We start from the raw sequence: 19828 nt of genomic DNA on the forward strand, positions 1-19828 counted from the left end.
ACAACTTATCGAACAGATCCTCGGGAATCGCTCGGGGAATCCGCTGCGAGACCCGAGGCCGGTAGCGCCCCACACGCTCAGGTGCCCAATGATCCATCGGATTGTGGTGCGCATGAGCCCGTCTCGACCGGCGAGAGAGATCGAGAGGGAACGGATTCAGAAGCGGGCCAGTCCCCGCGTCCCGATGAAAATCGTAGAAACTTCGCAGCACCGTCTCACTGTGCGCCACTGTCGCCGGCGAGTACCCGGCCCCCAGAGCCGGTTTGCCGGTGACAGGATTCGGCGATGCCGCAGCAGTAGCAGCCGCCTCGGCGCTGGCCGGCACCACTGATCCTTGTCGTGCCTTCGCCGTCAACTGGATCCAACAACTGAAATCGCGGGCATCGACCCGATCGGCACGATCCCACGCCACGTCCACAGCGTGAAGGAACCGCCACCATCTGAGCAGATCCATACCGTACGAACGCACCGTCGCCACCGACCTCCCGGAAGCGATCAGCTCCCGGAAGAACACCTCGACGGACTCCACTCGTTCACCGTCGCTGCCCTGCAAGACGTAAGGCTCCGCCGCCTGACCTGTCGCTATCAACCGACCCACTCGGGCCACCACAAGCCCCGACAGATCTCTCGAACTTTCCCCTTCGCTCATGTCCGCAAGCTACCGACCCACATCGACCCCACCCCTTCAGACCTGCACCATTCGGCATTTAGTTCAGTCAACGGGGCCTCTCCCTTCCCACAACCCCTCTGGTAGCCCGAAACGTTCGGAACCTGGTCTACGGCCGACGAGCTCTCGATTAGGCCCGCGACTTTCACCGCGCTCTGTAAAACCTCTGCGCTCGGGACTTGAGGAGGTACAGCAGGAGCTGCGTCCGGATAGGTGGCCAGTGCAACACCTGCCGCGACAGCCGCTCCTGCAACCCATGCCATTGCCTTGGATGTACCTGAGATTTTCACAGTGCCCTCCCCGATCAGTTTGTTGGTTCGGACCATAACGACGACCCAATACACTTTGGACACGTCATTTGTGAGATATAGCCGTTAAACTGCGAAGACAGCAGAAAAAGATCCTCTGAACACTGGCGGTTCAGAGGATGATGTGAGTATGGATCTTGCGGTTACCAGACGAGTTCCGGTTCCATTCAACCGTTCAGGGCGAGGGCTAGCGCACAACCCGCGACAAGACCCGGGCCGGCGGCAATTTCTCGCGCTGTCTCGGTTGATCGAGTTATGCGCCTATGAATGATCGTGCCGATCACCACTGGGAACAAGACGATTACCGGCCAAATCAGCCCGGCAACTACGCTCGGCCAACCCTGATATCCGAGCACAAATCCTAGACTCAGGCTTAACCTGACGTCACCCAATCCCACCCCTCCCCTCGTGGCCCCCGCGACAAGCAGGTACATCAGCGCTGTCGCGAAACCGCCCGCGACCGCACGAAGGATCGCTGACGCATCTGAATCAAACAGCCCTGCAACGACAATCAGCAAAAGCGTCAGTGTCGCTGCGGTGTAGGCGGCGGAAGTCGGAATTCGCATCGTTGCTTGATCAACGACCGCACACCACACAGCAATAGTCGACAGTGCCAGGACGGCAGGCAACGCTGCTCCCATGTTCGCGAATTCTGTTGCCAGAAGCCAGAAAACGGCCGTGAAGATAGAAGCAATGTGGGTAGCTGCGCTGGTCACTTCGAAGGGGATGTCCGCACCGCTGCACCACACAGTGACAGCGGTTCGCAAACCGCGCGACGCCATCACGGCGCAGATCAGAGTAATTCCCACGGCAAGTGCGCCAGAAACCACACGATTTTTGGCGTGGAGCGCCTCAGCAGTGCTATCAAGAAGTGTCACGCCTCCCGATGCAAAGAGGACAACGAGAAGAGAGACAAGAACTCGGATGGTGGACAACTGTGGTCGCGCGGCGCTACGCAACATCCGAAACACTCTCGCCATGAGCGGCACTCTTCGTTCTCATTCGAGCACGATAACGGACCAGTCGTGTATTGGCTGCTCGCTCGTCGCAGCTGAGGACGTCGGCCAGTCGCGCGACGGGCCACTTTTGCGATAGCGCCACCTTCACAATCGCCTCCTGATCTGCGAGGGTGAGATTGATGGAGCGCTCCCCATTCAGGCGACGTTCGACGGCAACAGGATCGAGCGATTTGAGACCTCGGGGACGGTGCGGGCGGGCTCGATAGTCGTCGATCTCATCGTCATCCCACGCCAACGGAGGCGCCCAGCCCTGAACATCGCGCGCCCAATCTCGAACTGCGGGATTCGGAGCTTCCGATGTCATCGAAAGCTCGTCGTAGAGACGATCGATCGACTCCCACAACGCAACACGAATCAAGCCCTTCTCGGGCAAGGATTCCAGTACTGCCTGCGAAACACCCAGGCGCTGTGCCAGATCACTGAACGGGAACCCCATCGCGACCAGCGCACGGATGCGTCGTTGCGCACCCACACCCGGAGTCCTCTTCCGATCGTCAGAAGGGTGAAACGTCACGGCAAGCACTCGTTGCGCGACGGATGCATCGATCGACTTTTGTGTTTGCGAACTGATCGTAGAAAGCGCCTTGAGGCTGACCTTCGCCGAGCGCGCGATCATGCGTCGAGTCAGTCCGGCTTCTTCAAGAACTTCCAGATGCCGGCGCGATCCGTCGGAATTGAAAACCGTGGTGGACCTCAGGCGGCGGGAGGTTGTCCTAAACGTCCCGCCGCCGGAGGAGGAGCGACGTGAAACGTCGTCCAACCGGGATCTGGAGTCAGGGGACCAACCCGTTCTCACAGACTCCGGCTCCGCGGACCGGTAAGCCGGCCTGCTCTCCACTCTAGCGGTGGAAGCCGGCAGCGGAAACAGCCCGTCGTCTTCGTCGGTCGGCGAAGTCAGTGTGCACGGTGCAGAAGGCATGCGCGAAACAGCGTTATCCAAGGACATTGGATTCTCTTTTCGGTTGTGTGTGCACGGATGGTCAGTCCGTGTCCCAGCTAGCGATTCGGACGCTACCGCAGCGTCGACCTCGTCGTCCAGGTTGACCGATGCGATGCGACCGATCACAACCGATCCCCAGACGCGAGCCGGCGATCGATCCGTCGCTCATGGAGCGCCCGAAGTGCGCTGAATCCGCACACCGATGCAGCGATCAAGACCGCCCCACAGATAACGAGGCGAGGTAAGTCGAGACCACCGATCTGGCCTGGAAACGTCAAGAGTGGCGACTCCGACGCGGCGACAAGGATTTTCCGCTCGACTAGCCAGGTCAGCGAACTTCCCCACCACCCGGGCACGAGCGCGATGACCAGCGGGACGGCGAATGGTGTCAGACACAGCAACAGGAAAATATCCGAGTCCGACAAGGTGTTTCGAGAATTCGAGTTCGTCATGGATTTGTCCTTGTCTATTGAACTGGTTGTGGTTCAGGCGAATTCGAGAGCTCGACGCCGCGAGACCTCGCCGTCCCCTGGGACCGACAGAACGCCTTCGGAGTCGCCGTCACCGCGCCAGGTGATGGCGTAGTGGTCGTCGTCGAATTCGTCCGGGCCCGGGTCACTGTCGACCACGGCCCAGTGGTCGGTGTCCTCGTCAACACAGATCAAGTCGCCTACCTGGATGTCCCCTGGAGAGCTCGCGGCGGGTTCGCTGAAGCCTTCCCAGTCATCCTCGACAACGTCATCGGCAAGCAACTCCGGAACGACAGTGAGTGCGGGCCGAGCGTGGGCAGACTCGGCAGCGTCAAGGAGATCTTTGGTGCGGGGTAGCCGCTTGGAGTAGATTCCGAGAATTTCGAGCGGGGTGGCGCCTCGGGCGCTATCGCGCGATCTTCCTTTGGCGCGCATCGCGACTGGATCGCTGTAGGGATGGTCCTCTGCACGTCCCCACGGCGCCATCGCGTAGTTGTGGAATCTCAGTTCGACTTCTTCCGAGTCGCCTTTGTCGATGTCGACCTCGTCAGGTTCGGGGTCGAGAATCAGCAGGCGCGGATGGCGAGCCACTGCGGGGCGAAGTACCTCGAAAAGCTCGTAACCTTCATCGCCCGGGCCCACCTTGCGCGGATCCGGTGTGCGATACGTCTGGATCTCCACTGCGTCATTCGCGTCGTTGACCGTGGTGGCGCGGCCGCGGCATCCCCGCGGAATTGAAGTGCCGATACTCATCGACTCCCACATCATCTGCGCACCTTGTGGGGAGAGCCTGCCCATGGAGACGCGCATCCGGAAGTTGTCGCGCATGTCGCCACCGAAATATTCGGCGTCCGGGCGCTGGGTGCCGAGAACCATATGCACCCGGGAGGTTCGACCTTTACGGGCGATTGATCCGACCTCCTGCAACGTCCGAGGCTTGGTGGGATCGCCCTTGCCTTTGATCATCGAGTACCAGTTGAGAAGGTTGCCGCGGAAATCCGCGAACTCGTCGATGAACAGCACCAAAGGTTCGAAGTCGGTTTCTTGAGCTTCTCCGGCGATGATCGCTGCGTATCGCTCTTCCATGACTTGCCATGCACGATGGATGACAGCGACTTGATGAGCGATCTGTGCCGCAACGATCTGCACGTTCGGCCAGTCCTGGAAACCGAGGAATTCGACTCCCTTGCCGTCTACGACCCACACGATCCAGCCGTTCGCCGTGACCTCGGTGAGAACCGTGTGAGCCGTCACTGTCTTTCCCGTTCCGGAGGAACCGACCAACATCATGTGTGGGTCAACCGCTGGACGCCAGTACATGACGTGACCGTCTTCGTCGATGCCGTACGGGATCTTGACGCTGTCGTAGTTGATCAAGGGGTTGTCGTCAGAAAGAACGGGAGCGGGATGCCACACGTTCTTCTTGAAATTCGGACGGACCTCGAATCGAACAGTGTCCTTTTCCAGTTCCCACTTGGCCCGCCAGCGCCCTGGCAACAATCCTGAGACCGTCCGCTCGATTCGGTTGCGATACCCAGACGGAGCAATTTTCGTTCCGACTTCGTGGCTGGCTTCCAACGCACGCAACTCGCCCGTTTCAGGATCGAACTCCGTTTTCGTGATCTTGCAGGTCGGCCCGAGCAACGTCAGAACGGTGCGCTTCGCACGAGCGATGCTGGCGACTTCCTCAACAGTTTTTTCGTCGCTGGCGCGAGTCGGAACGAAGATGATCCGGCGGCGGCGCGCGTCGTGCTTCTGCAATCGGTACTCGCCCCACGCCTGACCGGAAAGCACCTCGTTGATACGCGCAATGAAGTGCTCGTCGAGCGCCAATTTCGCCGACGCGTATCGGATCACGAGGCGGCCGGGACGTCCAGGCCACCCTCGCATGTCCCACCGGCTGGCTTTGATGGTTTCCCGACTTGGCGCGGCAAGTCCTAGTTGAGGGCTGAGCTGTTCGATCGCACGGTCGACCTCGACGTCACGCATTTTCGTGCGATAACCCAGAGCCCCCACACCGATTGCGGTTGCACCGCTGACTGCGGCGATCGGCACTGTCCAGACACTTTGATCGACGATCGGGGCGAGACTGGCGAAGACTGTTCCTCCGGCGGCAGTGATGGTGGCGTTGCGCAGCCAGGGGTGCGGGCGCGCTTCAAGTGGCGGAGACTGTGCGGCGATCTGGCGTGCGGAGGCCAGTTCCATCGCGCGCGAAACGCCCTTTTCCATCGAGGCGGTCATGCAGTCACCTCCCGCAGAGGAAGGCAGTGCACGCAAGATCCGAGTTGGACGAGAGTCGCCGCCGGCCCATCCTTCTGCGCTTCTCCGCTCGGGAACGAGCGACTTGCAACAATCCGCGCCGAACTACCGGTGACGCCGAACACGAGGACCGAGGTGATCATCGGTTTCTGCTTCGCATTGGCTGTGCTTGTCGGATCCGCTGTGGTCTTCACCGTTCGTACCTCCGTCTCAGCGAGCCGGAATTTTTGGCTCTCGTAAGAGAGGAGGTTCGGGTGAGCACGGCCTGTGACAGGTCGGCACAAACTTTTTTTGCCAGCGTGGTCGGCCGATGGTGGGCGGTGCGTGGGTCACCGGTGACCTACCGATCGGTGATCGAGGCGAATCTCCTGGTTGAAAGGTTTTCGGTGGACACCCCCTTGACAGGGGAGGTACGCTCCGACGTGACGAGCTTGCGAATCTAAGGAGGGAGCGAATCCCCCCAGCCCGGGGCCATATTGCGTTATTGCCACAGCTGCATCAGCGCAGGAACTCTTGCAGTCAGATCTGTGTGGAGCGCCCTTACAGACACCTTCCAATCGACGGTCAACGGCAAGCCGTGTGGACACATGACAGAAGGCCGAGACCACGTTCATCGGATGCGGTCTCGGCCTTCTGGTGAAAAGTTCAGCGAGTGATCAGTACGCAGTCTTCATCGGTTGGCAAGTGCTGACCTGCCAACCTGTGGAGCTGTACTCCACTCGGATAGCCAGCTCGAGGCCGGTGTCGTAGGTGGCGATGAAGTCTGAAACAGAAGCTCCGGTGGAGTATTCGGCGAGGTCGACCAGCTGCGCCTGCTGCACCCGGCGAATATCTGTGCTCATGTAGGCCTCCGCCAGATGTGGGGTCACCCACCTGCTCACACGTTCGAGCCAGTCGGCGCCGGGCGTGGTGAAGTCTTGTGCGAAGCCGCGGGCGACCACCCTGTACTGGCCGGCAACTCCCATCGGGGTGTTGTGGTCGGCGTCCGTGCCGTCGCCATGGTCTGCTTCCGTTTCGGTCGGCGGAGCCACTGCCACGTATGTCGTGGGGGGCGACTCCGAGGGCGGTGAGGAATTGTCCGGTCGATCGAGAACCAGCGTGTAGAGCAGGAATCCGCTGATCAGAGCTATGGCAACGACTGCGAGCTTATGTCGGCGCAGTCCGGCAATGATCGCCCGTGAGCGTGGTGGTTGCTTCTGCTCGGTGGACTCGTTTTCCTCCGAGAACTCCTGGTCATCGGGGTTGTCCTGCGGTGTCAATGACATCGCGTGCTTCTCTCTTTCAGGGGGTCAGGCCCATGTTCTGCAGATACGGCATTGGATCTGTGCTTTTGCCGTCCACCCGAACTTCGAAGTGCAAGTGGTCGCCGGTGGCGTCTCCGGTTGTCCCGACTCCACCGATTTCCGTTCCCGCGCTCACCTGATCTCCGACCTTGACTTTGATCGCGCCGTCGACTTGGTGGGCGTATCGGGTCTCAGTGTTGCCGGTGGTGATGACAACACAGTTCCCGTAGCCATCGCCGACGTTGCTCGCTTGGGTCACGGTGCCTCCTGTCACGGCGAAAATCGGGGTCCCGGAGGCTGCTCCGAAGTCGAGACCGGCGTGCATCTGCCCGCCTGTTCCGGTGGGGTTGGAGCGGAAGCCGTAGCCGGAGGTGATCGTGTATTTGCCTGGGTCGACGGGTAGTCGCGCGTTTCCATCACCGACCGCGCCGGCGCCGGGAGCTGCGATCGCGGCATTGCCGTAGACACTGACGTGGACATGGTCACGGTGGGCAACGGTGTCGGTGCTGTTTCCACCGAGGGGGTAGTCGTAGGGTCCCCAACTTCCGGGTTGTCCTACCGCATCCTGGCTTCGCGTCCAGATTTTCTCGTACCAGATGACGTACTTGACGCCCAATGCATCAGCGTTCTTGACGACGAAATCTGCGATCGCATCGCCCTTGGCTCGGCCGGCGGGGGTGCGGTAGTCGTCGTCGCCTTCGGTCATCATCGCGTCGACGGCGCGACCTTCTTGATGATCCCGATCGACGCCCGATGGGCGATCGCCGACATTCGCCCAGGGCCGCTCTCCGAAGGTTTCGGTGATGCACCGCATCACTCGGAGGGCGTCGGGTGTGAGTCCCTTTTCGGCAGGATTGTTGGTCGGTGCACAGTCCATTGCCGCGCCGCCGCCACACAGGACGTCGGCAACGTCGAGTTCGAAACTGTCGCCTACGTTGATCGGGCTGTCGCCCACGTCCTGCGGTCCGCCCGAGACGGGCTTGTCATATTGCGGGGGCAGCGCGGGCGCATCTTTGCTTGCGCCCTTGTTCTCCGCATACAAGCGGCGAGCAATGATCTCGTCGTCGGCGTAGGCGTCGGGGTACAGCGAAACCTGCACCTTCTGCGCGGCAACGGTGACCGGCAACGCTTCCCATCCGGGCACCTTTTTGAGTGCTTCGTAAAACTTGATCGCGGCGATCTGCGGGTTCATCAGCTCGTCCATCGTTCCCCACCACGGATACTGCTGTTGAAACGGATTCACGCTGCCGTGATCGTTGCCGACCGCGTCGTGCGGGTAGTTCAGTGACTTACCGACATCCATTTGATCGGCTGCCAAGATGCCGGTTCCGTCGTTCGCGTAGTTCTTGAATCCGGATTCTTGGGATGCGGTGGAGAGCGCGACGATGATGCCCTGATCGGAGAAGCCCATCTGTTCGCCGACGGCAATGATCGTGCGGACGATCTCGGTTTGTTTTCCGGCCAGAACGGAGGGGTCGGTCGGCGCCACTTCGGCGCCGGCAGGTGGCATGACTGCCGGGCCGCCGCAACTTGTCGAGGCGTCCGATCCGCTGCGGAGCAGCATCATGATCGGGATGGCAACGATCAGGACAGCGCCCATTACTGGAACGAGAGCGATCGCGATCCAGTGCTTGTAGGTCATCGACGCCTACCCGGCGGAGTGTCTGGAAGGCCGTACCAACTCGGACGGTTGCGGGCGAGCTGTCGACGGCGAAACCCGAGGCACCGCCGAGGACTGAATGGACGACGCCGGCTTCTCCGACGTACGGCGGGCGGAAGTCTTCTTCGGTTCCGGCAACAAGATCGGCGAACCATTGCTGGTGCGGTACTCGCGGAAAGTTTCCCGTCCGACATTGGTGGTCTTCGGCGTTGCTCCACCTCTGTCTCCGCGAGCGGGCCGAGTCGCAGCCGAGACGGGTGCATTGCTGACCGGCTTCTTGATTCCAGGCTTGGCTACCTGATCGCGGCGCGGCCGCGGCGCACCAGTGGAGACTGGGACACCCGTGACTTTCGATGCCGCCGCGGCGGTTGCTGTGGACACGGCCGATTTCGCGGCATCCTTGCCCTTCTGCCCTGCCGCGATTGCGGCGGCCGTCGCAGTTGTGTCCTTCCCCTTCGTCTCGGATTTCGCAGGCTGGTCGACGTCCTTGCCTGCTGCTCGCTTGTTCTTGACTGCTTTCACCCCTGCGACTGCTGCCTTACCCACGAAGTAGGCCGCGGCCACTCCACCCGTCGCGGCTGTACCCGTGGCGGCACCGGCGGTTTGAGCTGCAGCGCCTGTAGCTTTCGCAGCAGTCGCGCCATGCCGGGCTGCCGTAGCGCCGTGCTTGGCGAGCGTTTTTCCACCCTGGTAGACCTGGCGTCCGACTTGAGCTGCGGCTGCGGCGTTCTGCATCGGGCTAGCGACCGGAGTCGACTTGCTGATCGCGGTCGGTGCTGCGCCAGGCCGGGTGGCCATCTTCTGCGCGAGAGTGTCGGAGAGTTTGCGTAGACGCTTGACCCCTCTGCGGAACATGACGAGGCCGACGAGCAGGACGATGTCGACGAAGACGAATTTCTCCATCAATCCGCCGCTCTCCGTATTGAAGAACGACCGCACGACAAGCAGATACGCCGCTACGAAGACCACGGCGAACACCATGATCACCACGGACATGATGACCGTGGACGCGGTTTTCAGCAGGGAGCCACGGCCGGCGCCCGGCAGAATGCCGATCACGAGGGCGGGAATCGCTTTGACTGCTGACCCAAGTGCTGCCGCCGCTGCCATCAACATGGCCCCGGCGAACAGGAAGGCGAAAAGCATGATGATCGAGCTGCCGGGTACGAGTATCAGTCCGCCAATGACCTGGGAGGGTCCAGGGTTGTCGGCGTAGTCCTTCATGTCTTTCGCACCGGATCCGTCGCAATCGGCGATGTTGTCCTTGAGGGTGTCTTTGTCGTTGCCCTTCTTGTCTTCGTGCGCCGAGTCCCATGCCTCGATGCAATCGGCGCCGGCCGAGGGATCGGTGTCGATTACTGTTCCGAAGTTCAGTAGTTGGGTGGGTTGGCGAATGAAGCTGTCCGCCAGGCCTGCTCTGATGTCGTTGATCATTTCGTCGGGGCTCGAATTCATGTCGCCGTCGTTGGCGAGGCCTGACGCGATCTGCAGTCCAGCGTCGCGGCCCTGCATGATCAGTCCGTCTTGGCCGGCGATCCGCTCGATCGGGTTCGAGAGGACGCCCACTGCCAGCGCCGCGATGGCGCAGGAGATCATGAGTTCGTAGATGCCAGTGGACCAGCGTCCGCGAATAATCCAGATCGCTACAACGCCGGCTGTCACGGTCAGGAAGGTGGTGGTGAGATTGAACTGCCCGGTGATCGACGTGACCGCGTCTCCGAGTGTTCGCACGGGTGCAACGATTTTCGGAAGCCAGTCGAAGGACATGCTCCAGGTGATGAACCATATTGCCGCGCCAGATATCGCTCGATAGATCTCGAACTGGATCTGGATGATGATGGAGTACGCCATGTAGGTGGGGTGGCGGGCCGAACCTTCGTCGATCGAGAGGTAGTACCGCCATACGGAAATTCCGTGTGAGTCTTTGACCGGCATGAAGTTGAAGTAGCGGTTCTCCGGTGATCGGGATCCGTCTTCGGCATGGGCAGGCAAGGCGGCAATGACCGCGACCGTGCCGATCAAGTGCCAGCCGACGACAGTTCTGACTACTGCTCGTCGAATTCTCCTTGCCCACAACCACACTCGCATCCTCTTGGTACGGCGGTCGAGCGCTGAGCACACAGGTTGGGGAACCCATGACCAGAGAACCCACAGCAAGGCCGCCTTGACGCCGGCGCGAACAGAGAAGACGGTGCGGGACGTGTCGGCAGGCGACGTTGCTGCGGCACTCATGCGTCGATCAGCTCCTTGGGCGCCTTGTCCGGCGTCGTCTGGGTTGCGTGTGCACGGTTCGGCTCCGACGGCATGAGCACCTTGATTCGGCCGATGTTGCCGTAGGCGTCGCGCATGTAGCCCTCCCCGCGGCGATGAGGCTCGACGTATTCCGCACCGGTGTCCGGGTCTTTGCCTGAAACGGGGGACGTCTGTTCGGTGAGTTCTTTGAACATGTCGGGGTCTCTGGGATCCAGACCGACGAATGCCAGCGAGCGACGAGCGAGCGTGGCATCCGTCTGGCGCATCGCGAACCGAGTGGGGATCAAGCCTCGCAAGGTCTCGTTGCCCAAACCCTCATCCGGGTCCTGCGATCCGAGCCCGATGTACGCCTGCTCCTTGCGGCCCTCTCGAAGGAAGTCGATGACAATGTCGACGCCTTCCTCGGCCCGCGTCATGCGGTGGCACTCGTCGGCGAGGAACATCGCAGGCTCGCTCGGATTCGCAAAGCAGATCCCGCGGGCGATCAGACCGATGAGCGCATACATGGCGCGGCCCACGCGCTTCTCCAGCCCGAGCTGGCGGAACAGGTGCTCCTGAACGATTTCCTGCTGGCTCGGGAGTTTGACCGTGTGGGTACGGAACACGATTGCCTGCGCTGTGATGTCGAGCGCCGGCAGTCCCTTCTCGAACAAGGCCGCTGCGTAGGACTTGCGGGCGTAGACCCCGAGTTTGTCGGCCAACTCGATGCGCTGAACGAGGGTGCACTCGTCGCTGCGGAGGTGATCGAGGATGTCTCCGAGGCCACCGTCGAGCAATCCGTGCTCACCACGGTAGGCAGGCTCAAGGACAGTACCGAGGAGGACACCGAGCGGCTCGTCGGGCTGAAGCTGTAGAAGCGGCAGTAGAACTGATGTCGCAACCTCTGCACCCTTGTCGGGCCCGAAGATTCGCAGTGGGTCCAGGCTCCACTTGGGATGAGACAGATCCGCGATGACAGCCTCGGCGATGGTGGCGGCCCATCGGGCGTACTCCCCCACCTCGGTGTGATCGATGACGACGATCTTCCCTCCGCGATCGTGGAAGGCTCCGCCGATCCCTTTGAGGAGAACCGACTTACCCGATCCCAGCGCACCGACCGCTGCGAAAGACCCCGAAATGTCTGCCGCCGACTTCTTGGCGACATCGTGATGAACCACGCCGATCCGGGCCGAGCTGATGTTCAATGCGAGCAGCGGGCCCGACGAATCACCCAAGTCGTTGTGGACGCAGGGAACGTAGGCGGAGAAATCGGTCGAGGTGGTGATCTGAGCGAATTCTTTGACGATTGAGGGTGTGGACACTCCAGGGTTGAGTGCGTGCCAGAGGTCCTCTTGGAATCCGAGCGGGCTGACCAGCTTGTAGCTGGAGAGTTCGAACAGTTTCGCGAGTTGCCGTGCATCCCGGAGTGCGACCTCTTCGGTGTGTGCCCCGATGGCGAAGATCGTCGTCGACTGGACTTCGACTTCCATGTTGTCGGCGTCCATTTTTGCGGCGTACTCGGCGAGGTCCTCCGCTGCGGCGTGGAGAACCCCGTGCCCGTGGGACACTTCGCCCTCGCGTTGGCTGAACTGCTCGTTCAGGTTGATCAGAGCGCGTTTGTTCTTCTTCGATACCTCTGCCGAACTGCGTATGTGAAGTCTGATGCCCCAATCCACGTCGACGCCGGCAATGGCATCGGCCAGGGCGAGGAACTCGGATCCGGGGAAGACTGTGTTGCCGGAGGGAGTGTCGGCCAACGCAAGTAGACATTGGTAATTTGCGGGCCGCTCTTCCAATGTCCAGGGTTGATCGATTTTGAGTGCCTTCGTCAATGTCGGCGCCTTCGATTTCCAGCCGGAACTAGGGCGATCGGATTGGGCGCCTTCGTCGAAGCGTGCGGCGGTGAATGCCGCCATCGGCTTTGTGCCGATCGAGGCGTAGGGCAGTGGAACGTCCGAATCCAGGCCGAGCCCTCGCTGAAGGCTGTGTTGATGGAGCCAGACCATCTGTGCAGGCGTCGCCGGTGTTGGGCGGAAATAGGCTGGAATATCGGCGGCGATCATGTTTGCCTGTGTTGTCCGCCTAGCCACTTCTTCGGGGTCCAGCGATGTTCGCGGAAGTCCGAGATAGTCGGTCAATGTCGTCCGCGCGGCAGACCAGGCCGCGGCCGCCTGGTTCTTCCATCCTTTGTTGGCGAGAGGAATAGACAGCCAGTAGATGCGCTTGCCTGGTTGGAACATTTCCAATGTCTCGATGGTGGCGTCGCACTCGGCGGCCCACTGCAGGTGTGCATCGAGGTCGATGCCTTCTTCCATCCGTGCCACTACTGCCTCGGGATTGAGGCTGGCGCAGATTCCGAGGAGAAGCGCCTCGCCGTCGAGTGCACGCATCAGCATCTTGTGCATAGATCTCGCTGTGCTCTTGTCCTCGGCCGGCCTGTATCCGTATTCGATTCCGGTCAGGATGAAGTCGGCCCAGACCGTGCCTGAGCGCGTCCACCGAAGATTTCCTCCGACAGCTGTGATTGGTTGAAGCATCAGGCCTTCTCTCGAACGTTGTGCGATGCGGCGGCCATGGCAACAAGTCGCTGGACGCTGGTGGATGCAGCGGGTTGGGTGGCCAGTGGCGGCCGGGGAATGGACGGCGGTGAAACTCGCCGTCGCTCCGGAGGGGTGTGGCCGGCAGGTTCGGACTCGATGCGGACCGGGCGAGCGTTCGGAATCTGCTCAACGACGGGCGGCGCCGCGAGTGACGGGACTGGCACCACAGTCACCATGCCTGCGAGGGCGCGGACTCGGGGTCGACGCGGTGTAGGTCCGGCGACCTTCGGCGCTTGTGCTGGCGAACCGAGTGCTTTGCTCACACCGGCGACCATGGACAGTGGATTTCGGCCGCCGATGGGGAGCTTGCCGAGTCCCCACGCTGTGACTCCGACGAGTGCGAGGAAGACGAATACGTTGCGAATCAGCGAGCCTGTCGCCCAAATTCCCGGAGTCTTCCAGAGCACGAGGGCTACCAGTCCGGCGCCGACGAACTGTGTGTAGCTGTACGGTCCGCCGGGGAGCTTCTTTCCATCCGGCGTCATGCCGAGCAGCTGCGGGAACTTGCGTGCGCGGGTGTAGTTCTTGACGACCTCTCGGGACGTTGACTGTGGGTCTGATTCGCTCACGGCGTTCGCACCTCCTTCGTGATGACTCGCTGTTGGACTGGGGCTGGAGTGAGTTAGATTTCGTGCGGGTTTGGCAGGCTCGTTAACGCCGATCCGAGCAGATCGGTAGGCGTCTCGGATGCATCGACGACGATCGAGTGGCCCAGGGATTCGAGTTCGGAGCCGACCTTGTCCTTGACTGCGGTGACGTTCCAGACAAGCCAGACAAGAAGTCCCGCGACGAGACCAGCCAGCAGGATGGGAGCCAAGGAGAAACGACTCTTGACTGCTGTGAATGCGACGCCTCCGCAAGCTCCGGCGCCGGTAAGGATTCGGATCGTGTCCTGCGCCTCGGTTCCCTTGTTGTTGACCAGCTCGAGAATTCCTTCGGCCAAGATGTGGGTGTTCGGGTCGAGGAGAAGTGCGGTTGTACTCATCGGAATGCCTTTCGGTGATGTCAGTTGACGGGGGTAGCTGAAGCGGGAGCAGTTGCGCTCGCTGGTGCAGTCGAGGCCGGAGTTGAGGGCGCACCGCTGATTGCCGTGGTCTGTTCGGGGGCAGGAAGCAACGGACTGGAGTCCACGGCGGACACCTCCCATCTGCCGCCGCGGGAGGTGAGTGTGAGCGGATACTGGCCGGTTACCGAGTCGGTAGACGTGACAGAGAGTTCGGCAGTGGCGAGCACGCGGATCTTGATTCCGTCGGCCGACGCTTTGTCTGCTGCCTCACCGGAGAAGTCGCGATCGGAGACAAGATCGACGACTTTGACGCTCTTGTAAGGGGCTGGGCTGATCGCGCGAAGGGAGGTGCCTGGCGCGACGTATCGCGAAATTTCTCCTGTTCCTGCGGTCAAAGCTGCGAGGAATTGTTGGACTGCTGTGTTCGACGGGTGCCCGGCGACAATGCGGTATTTGTAGCCGAGATTCACGTCGGGTCCGGTCGCGGGGGCGGGAACGGGTGACGGGATTGATGCCGCCCGAGCGCTGCCTTCATTGACGACAACGGGTACTGAAAAGAAGCGTCGCTGCGCTGCTTCGGAGGGTTCGGATGCCTGTCGTACGGATGCCGAGACGACGACGGAATAGACACTTGAGGTGTTGGAAACTGGTGCGCCAGTTCCGGATGTTGCGACAGGACTCGTGGGTGCAGGTTGTATTTCAACGCTGGCAACTCGGGCGTCGCTGGCGACGAAGAGCGCTTCCGATGGGAGCCTGATTCCTTCCGCCCGGACGTATGGAGCGAGTGTCTTTTCTGCACCACGTTTCGCTTGAAGCCACGTCACAACAAACTGCTGCGCGAGGTCTTCCGCCTGTGCCTGTGCTGCAGTATTCACGGAAGCGGTCGACTTCGGTTTCACCACAGTTGGGGAGGACGCCGTGAATCCGGACAGCACGAGAACGAGTGCGAGAACACCCGCGCCGATGGCGCCGAAGAGCCCGAAACGAACCACCTGTGTCTTGCGGTCCTGAGTGCGCGCCCAGGTCGCTTGCTCGCTCTGCGGTTCGTTGTCTTCGAGGACGACTTTGTCCGTATGCGGCTTCCGTTTCATTCCCTTGAAGCGACTCATGAGGCACCGCCTTCGCTGTCGATGAGCGGCGCGACGATCGACAGAGTCGGTGCCTGTGTTGCTGCCTTTCGGCTCGTGTTCAGTCGTCCGAGTGCTGCTCGAGCACCGGCCGCAGGCTCTCCCAGTAGGTAACGGACGCGCGCGCCGGCTTCCGGGCTGAGAGGGTGGTCCGCGAGCTCGGTCAGCGCGGTCCGCAGCTGTTCCTGTACGGCGAACGCCAGACCTGCATCGCGCAGCTGGGCACCGAGATCTTCCGATTCACCACTGAAGCGAGTGAACGGGTCTCGCCATGAATCGGTGCTCACCTGCGGGTCCGGCTCGGCCATGTCAGGTCCTTCCTCTCGTCTGGCTCTCGGCAATTTCGAGGGCCTCTACAAGAGAGGAGGTTCTGCTTTCGGGACGCTGTGACAGGTCGCGGCGAACTTTTTTCAAAAAGATTTCTGGAGCAGCTCTCGGTGTCATTGCCAGTCGAGGAAGTGCCTGCTCCGGCCATCGCCGACGTAATCGACTGTGACCTCATTCACCGCGCAGTTGAGCTGATCGGCACAGCCGCGGCAATAACAGGAACCTCAATGGCAATGACATACATGCAGTTCACGGCAATAACCCGTTGATCTACTCCTCTGCAGACCAATTCCTTCTGCATAGGGAGATCGCCGTGGACACGTCCATCCACGCGCACACCAGCGCCGCCATTCCCGTCAACTCGACCGACTTCCTCGCTGCTCTGCATCAGCAGTGGATACGAGAGTCCGCGATGCCCTCCGCTCGCATCGAACTCTCGCAATGGGTCAGCACGCGGCCCGAGCTTGCCGGCGCCGAGTCGTTCTCGGATTTGAAGGCACTCACCTTCTGCGAACCCGACGCAGTTTTGTCGGTCTTGCTCCACGCACACCAAGCCGGCTCGTCGTTGGCGGGCAACACGCTGATTGAATTCATGCGCCCGAAACTGGCTGGGATGCAGAAGTACGCCCGAGTCGCCAACGGCGTCGCCGCACACGCTGCGTACGCAGACCGGACCGCTGCAACTCTTCATGCATTCTGGGACACAATCTCGACGTATCGCGGAGCGCACCGAGGAATCGCTGGGCAGCTCGCACTGAACACCCTCCACAAAATCACTGCGACCAACACTGCTCTCGACGTCACCGTCGGCGACACCTATTTCCAAATCGCAGATGAGGAAAAAGCAGCGGAGGAGTTTCTTCGTGCCGAGGATCCCACCGAGATCGATGTCATGGATGTGCTGGATTGGGCAGTCGATCAGGGCACAATCTCGGCCTCCGACCGCACACTGATCATGCGGTCGTACATGAACGAGGACGGTGTCGATGTCGCCGCTTTGGCGGAAGAAATGGGGATCACTTACGCGGCTGCCCGGAAGCGGCTGAGTCGGTCGATCGCCCGAGTGCGCGACGCCGTTTGCGATCACCTCAACGTCTCTGAACCCAAGATCAAGCGGATCTCCATGTACCGCTCTGCGAAGAAGAACCTTTCCCTCGCAAGCTGAGCTTCACTCCACTCCCGCCCTCAAGACAAGGACACTCCGATGAGTACATTCATCACCGCACGACGAGTCACGGTGGCCGCTGTTGCCATCGGAGTTCTGGCAGCTGTCGTCGCGGTCCCGGCTGCGACAGCCAATCAAAGTGCACCGAAGCCTGCCTGCCCAGACAACCTTCTTCTTGCCATCCCGGGCACGACAGAAACGACCGCGGATGCCGATCCAACCCAGTCGCGCGGCATGCTCAAGAACGTCACGGATCCTTTGGCGAACGAGTTCTCGGCCGCGCAGCTCCAAGTCGAGTACGTGCCGTACATGGCTCTCATCGTCGACGACAAAGCTGACACGTACGGCACAAGCAAGAAGCAGGCAATCGACACCGCTTCGAAGATGATCGCGGATAAGGCCGCCGAATGCACCAACACCAAGTTCGGTCTCACCGGATTCTCCCAAGGCGCTGATGCAGCGGGCGATCTTGCGGCAGATATTGGCAGCGGGTCGGGGCCAGTTGATCGCAATCGTATGTTCGGGGTCGCCCTTCTCGCCGACCCCGGGCAATCCAAGAACGCGGGAAAGAGCATCGGCGCTCCCATTACGGGCGTCGGATTTGCTGGTGCTCGGCCGGCTGGTTTCGGTGAGCTGAGTGACATCGCTGTCAGCGTCTGCGCTGCCGGCGATCTCTACTGCAACACCCCCGACGATGCCGTCGGGACACAGTTCATCGGGGCGCTCGGATCTCAGATCGATGCGCGTGATTCGGTGAAGTCCGTCGCGGGCGTCGTCACGACTCTCCTCGGCCTCAATGGCGCTCCGCTGACCAAGACGCTCGATGCACTCAATCAGAATGTCGCTACCGGAAACTTTCTGGCGGTCCCGCAGCTCGCGCTCGATCTCGCCTCACAGGTCGTCAATCTGAGTGCGGATGTCGCTGCCAAAACGATCCCCGGCGCGGACATCGCCCCTATCACCGCCTCTGTCACTCAGCTGACCGACACAGTCTCCCGGGGTGACTTCCTCGCCGTTCCGGGACTGCTTGCGCAGCTCGCTCCTCAGGTCATCAACTTCGCTACACAGCTCTCCACCGTCATCGGGCAGGTCGTCTCCAAGCTGCCGATCAACGAATACGCTGCCATCGGCGTAACCGTGTCACGTATCTCGGCGAATGCGGCGATGCAGAACTACATTGCATTGCCGCCCGATCTTGGAAAGCTCGTCGGCCAGCTCAACAATGCGGTCCGCAAGACGCTGAAAGCGTTGCCTCTCGACGCCTTCCCGATGCTCAACAAGATGGCTGACGAGCTCACTCCCGGCAAGGTTCTCGATGAAGTATTGAACTACGCAACATTCATCGCCAACGACGATCACAACTCCTATGCCAGCACGCCGATCAATGACTCCGGACGAACCGGTGCGGAGGAACTGACGAACAATCTGCGCACTCAGTTGACATCCTTCCCGCCCTCACGGACGGAGATCCCCTGATAGCTCACGCTACCGAGGTGGTTGGTGCGGCACGCAGGCGTGACTGATGCACCCGATCCCCCGAATGCCCTCGGGTTGGTGAATCGATGGTGAAAGCGCGATCACGGATGTTGATCGCGGCATTGGTGTCCGCGTGATGCTCGAAACCGCAACCCTGGCACCGGAAAACCGCTTGGCTGTCGCGATTTTGAGGGCAGGTGTGACCGCAGTTCGAGCACTGCTGCGAGGTGTAGGCGGCCCGAACCGCGATGACCGGCATCTTGTCATCGAGACGTCGCGCGAACTTCCCTCAGCACGAGGCCAGGATCGCCCGGTTCAGCCCGGACTTCGCCCGCCCACCGTTCGGCAGGAATGTTCCGGCATGGTCGGGGTCGGGTTTCGGCATCGCCCGCCGAGTCATGGTGCGGATCGGCAGATTCTCGATCGCCGCACCCGTGTAGGCGCCCGTCAAGTTGGTGGCGGTTTGTTCGATCCAGTCACCGCGTCGGTCGGCCAGGCGCCGCTGCAGCACCAGGAACCGAACCTGCTCCCCGGCAGTGAGACCGGGAGCATGGAACATGCGGCCATCGCTCGTGGCGACCGAATTTGCCACACCACGATCGACCCCCACCACCACTGCTGTCGTGTCCGGCCTCCTGTGGGCTGGCGGTGGTGCCGTCAGGCTCACCGTCCACCGGCCACGTCAGTGCGATCCGAGCCGACGTGGCCGCGTAAATCTCCGTCCAGGCGCGGGAGGTACGGAACCGCACCCACCCAGCCTTCGGCACCATAATCTCACCCCACCGACGATTGACACGACGCACCGACAGATCACGAACCGCGAATCTTTGCCGGGCATTCGAACGCTTCTTGAACCTCGGATACCCAGCGCGGCGGGCGAAGAAAGTTGGTGAACGCTCGATCAAGATCCCGCAGCGCACCCTGCTGCACCACAGTAGAACCCGCTCGTAGCCAGTCGAATTCACGCCTGGCTTCGGTCAGGTCAGCGGCCTGCGATACGTAGTTGATCTTCTGCCGGAAATGGCGTCGCGACTGCGTCCACCACGAACGCTGCTCCAACCCGAGGTTGTAGACGAAACGAGCATGATCACAATGCATCACGAACGCATCAAACTGCGCACCCTCCGGGTACATGCGCTGAACGATGCTCATAACCGACATTCTGACGCACGCCACCGACAACTCGCTAAACCCGCCCTGGGCATGCTCTGAGTGGAAACACCTACTGCCGCAAGCCGAAACCGTCGCGCTCAACGCACAAGTTGTGCATGTTCATGCAACGAGGGCGC

The 19828-nt window shown here is 61.2% G+C and carries 19 protein-coding genes; 2 read left to right on the top strand and 17 right to left on the bottom strand.

Translation table 11 applies throughout. The features are described 5' to 3' along the window. From ACKAMS_RS23930 to ACKAMS_RS23995, 14 genes are all read right to left on the bottom strand, one after another. Nucleotides 1-649, bottom strand: a 649-nt coding sequence (locus ACKAMS_RS23930; RefSeq protein WP_408989625.1) for a site-specific integrase, incomplete at its 3' end; no start/stop codon positions are given. Nucleotides 650-1142: 493 nt separating this feature from the next. Further along, nucleotides 1143-1937 (bottom strand): prepilin peptidase, encoded by a 795-nt coding sequence (locus ACKAMS_RS23935; protein WP_408989626.1) that lies wholly within the window; start codon nucleotides 1935-1937, stop codon nucleotides 1143-1145. After that, a complete protein-coding gene (locus tag ACKAMS_RS23940) occupies nucleotides 1927-2466 on the bottom strand; it encodes a hypothetical protein (protein WP_144245812.1) in 540 nt (179 codons plus the stop codon). The genes ACKAMS_RS23935 and ACKAMS_RS23940 overlap by 11 nt, the downstream gene beginning before the upstream one ends. A gap of 590 nt (nucleotides 2467-3056) precedes the next feature. Then, on the bottom strand, nucleotides 3057-3386 hold the full coding sequence (locus ACKAMS_RS23945; protein ID WP_030537893.1) for a hypothetical protein: 330 nt from the start codon (nucleotides 3384-3386) through the stop codon (nucleotides 3057-3059). A 33-nt stretch (nucleotides 3387-3419) separates the two neighbouring features. Then, nucleotides 3420-5645, bottom strand: coding sequence for an FtsK/SpoIIIE domain-containing protein (locus ACKAMS_RS23950; protein ID WP_080945851.1), 2226 nt, complete (start codon nucleotides 5643-5645; stop codon nucleotides 3420-3422). Continuing rightward, nucleotides 5642-5857, bottom strand: coding sequence for a hypothetical protein (locus tag ACKAMS_RS23955; RefSeq protein ID WP_042445464.1), 216 nt, complete (start codon nucleotides 5855-5857; stop codon nucleotides 5642-5644). The genes ACKAMS_RS23950 and ACKAMS_RS23955 overlap by 4 nt, the downstream gene beginning before the upstream one ends. Before the next feature lie 462 nt (nucleotides 5858-6319). Further along, complete coding sequence (locus ACKAMS_RS23960) at nucleotides 6320-6928, bottom strand: hypothetical protein (protein WP_408989627.1); 609 nt, start codon at nucleotides 6926-6928, stop codon at nucleotides 6320-6322. Nucleotides 6929-6944: 16 nt separating this feature from the next. Beyond that, complete coding sequence (locus ACKAMS_RS23965) at nucleotides 6945-8588, bottom strand: M23 family metallopeptidase (protein ID WP_408989628.1); 1644 nt, start codon at nucleotides 8586-8588, stop codon at nucleotides 6945-6947. A gap of 6 nt (nucleotides 8589-8594) precedes the next feature. Further along, entirely contained in the window at nucleotides 8595-10838 is a 2244-nt protein-coding gene (locus ACKAMS_RS23970) for a hypothetical protein (RefSeq protein WP_408989629.1), read from the bottom strand. Further along, complete coding sequence (locus ACKAMS_RS23975; protein WP_408989630.1) at nucleotides 10835-13375, bottom strand: ATP-binding protein; 2541 nt, start codon at nucleotides 13373-13375, stop codon at nucleotides 10835-10837. The genes ACKAMS_RS23970 and ACKAMS_RS23975 overlap by 4 nt, the downstream gene beginning before the upstream one ends. Next, complete coding sequence (locus tag ACKAMS_RS23980; RefSeq protein WP_408989631.1) at nucleotides 13375-14007, bottom strand: hypothetical protein; 633 nt, start codon at nucleotides 14005-14007, stop codon at nucleotides 13375-13377. The genes ACKAMS_RS23975 and ACKAMS_RS23980 overlap by 1 nt, the downstream gene beginning before the upstream one ends. 53 nt (nucleotides 14008-14060) lie before the next feature. Further along, on the bottom strand, nucleotides 14061-14423 hold the full coding sequence (locus ACKAMS_RS23985) for a hypothetical protein (protein ID WP_408989632.1): 363 nt from the start codon (nucleotides 14421-14423) through the stop codon (nucleotides 14061-14063). Nucleotides 14424-14443: 20 nt separating this feature from the next. After that, on the bottom strand, nucleotides 14444-15553 hold the full coding sequence (locus tag ACKAMS_RS23990) for a conjugal transfer protein (RefSeq protein ID WP_408989633.1): 1110 nt from the start codon (nucleotides 15551-15553) through the stop codon (nucleotides 14444-14446). Beyond that, entirely contained in the window at nucleotides 15550-15879 is a 330-nt protein-coding gene (locus ACKAMS_RS23995) for a hypothetical protein (protein WP_408989634.1), read from the bottom strand. Before ACKAMS_RS23995 ends, ACKAMS_RS23990 begins: the two co-directional genes overlap by 4 nt. 332 nt (nucleotides 15880-16211) lie before the next feature. Between ACKAMS_RS23995 and ACKAMS_RS24000 the strand changes: the two genes are divergently transcribed. Beyond that, nucleotides 16212-17063, top strand: a complete 852-nt coding sequence (locus ACKAMS_RS24000; RefSeq protein ID WP_408989635.1) for an RNA polymerase sigma factor — start codon at nucleotides 16212-16214, stop codon at nucleotides 17061-17063. Between the two features lie 39 nt (nucleotides 17064-17102). Then, on the top strand, nucleotides 17103-18539 hold the full coding sequence (locus ACKAMS_RS24005) for a cutinase family protein (RefSeq protein WP_408989636.1): 1437 nt from the start codon (nucleotides 17103-17105) through the stop codon (nucleotides 18537-18539). Between the two features lie 4 nt (nucleotides 18540-18543). On the opposite strand, the gene ACKAMS_RS24010 is transcribed toward ACKAMS_RS24005, so the two are convergent. From ACKAMS_RS24010 to ACKAMS_RS24020, 3 genes are all read right to left on the bottom strand, one after another. Continuing rightward, nucleotides 18544-18798: a zinc ribbon domain-containing protein gene (locus ACKAMS_RS24010; protein WP_408989637.1), complete on the bottom strand. Its 255-nt coding sequence runs from the start codon at nucleotides 18796-18798 to the stop codon at nucleotides 18544-18546. A gap of 30 nt (nucleotides 18799-18828) precedes the next feature. Then, complete coding sequence (locus ACKAMS_RS24015) at nucleotides 18829-19149, bottom strand: hypothetical protein (protein WP_408989638.1); 321 nt, start codon at nucleotides 19147-19149, stop codon at nucleotides 18829-18831. Nucleotides 19150-19349: 200 nt separating this feature from the next. After that, nucleotides 19350-19691, bottom strand: a complete 342-nt coding sequence (locus ACKAMS_RS24020; protein ID WP_197940565.1) for a helix-turn-helix domain-containing protein — start codon at nucleotides 19689-19691, stop codon at nucleotides 19350-19352. Nucleotides 19692-19828: the final 137 nt, after the last annotated feature.

The organism is Rhodococcus sp. 5A-K4 (assembly GCF_046097995.1).
In the GTDB taxonomy this organism is placed as follows: domain Bacteria; phylum Actinomycetota; class Actinomycetes; order Mycobacteriales; family Mycobacteriaceae; genus Rhodococcus_F; species Rhodococcus_F erythropolis.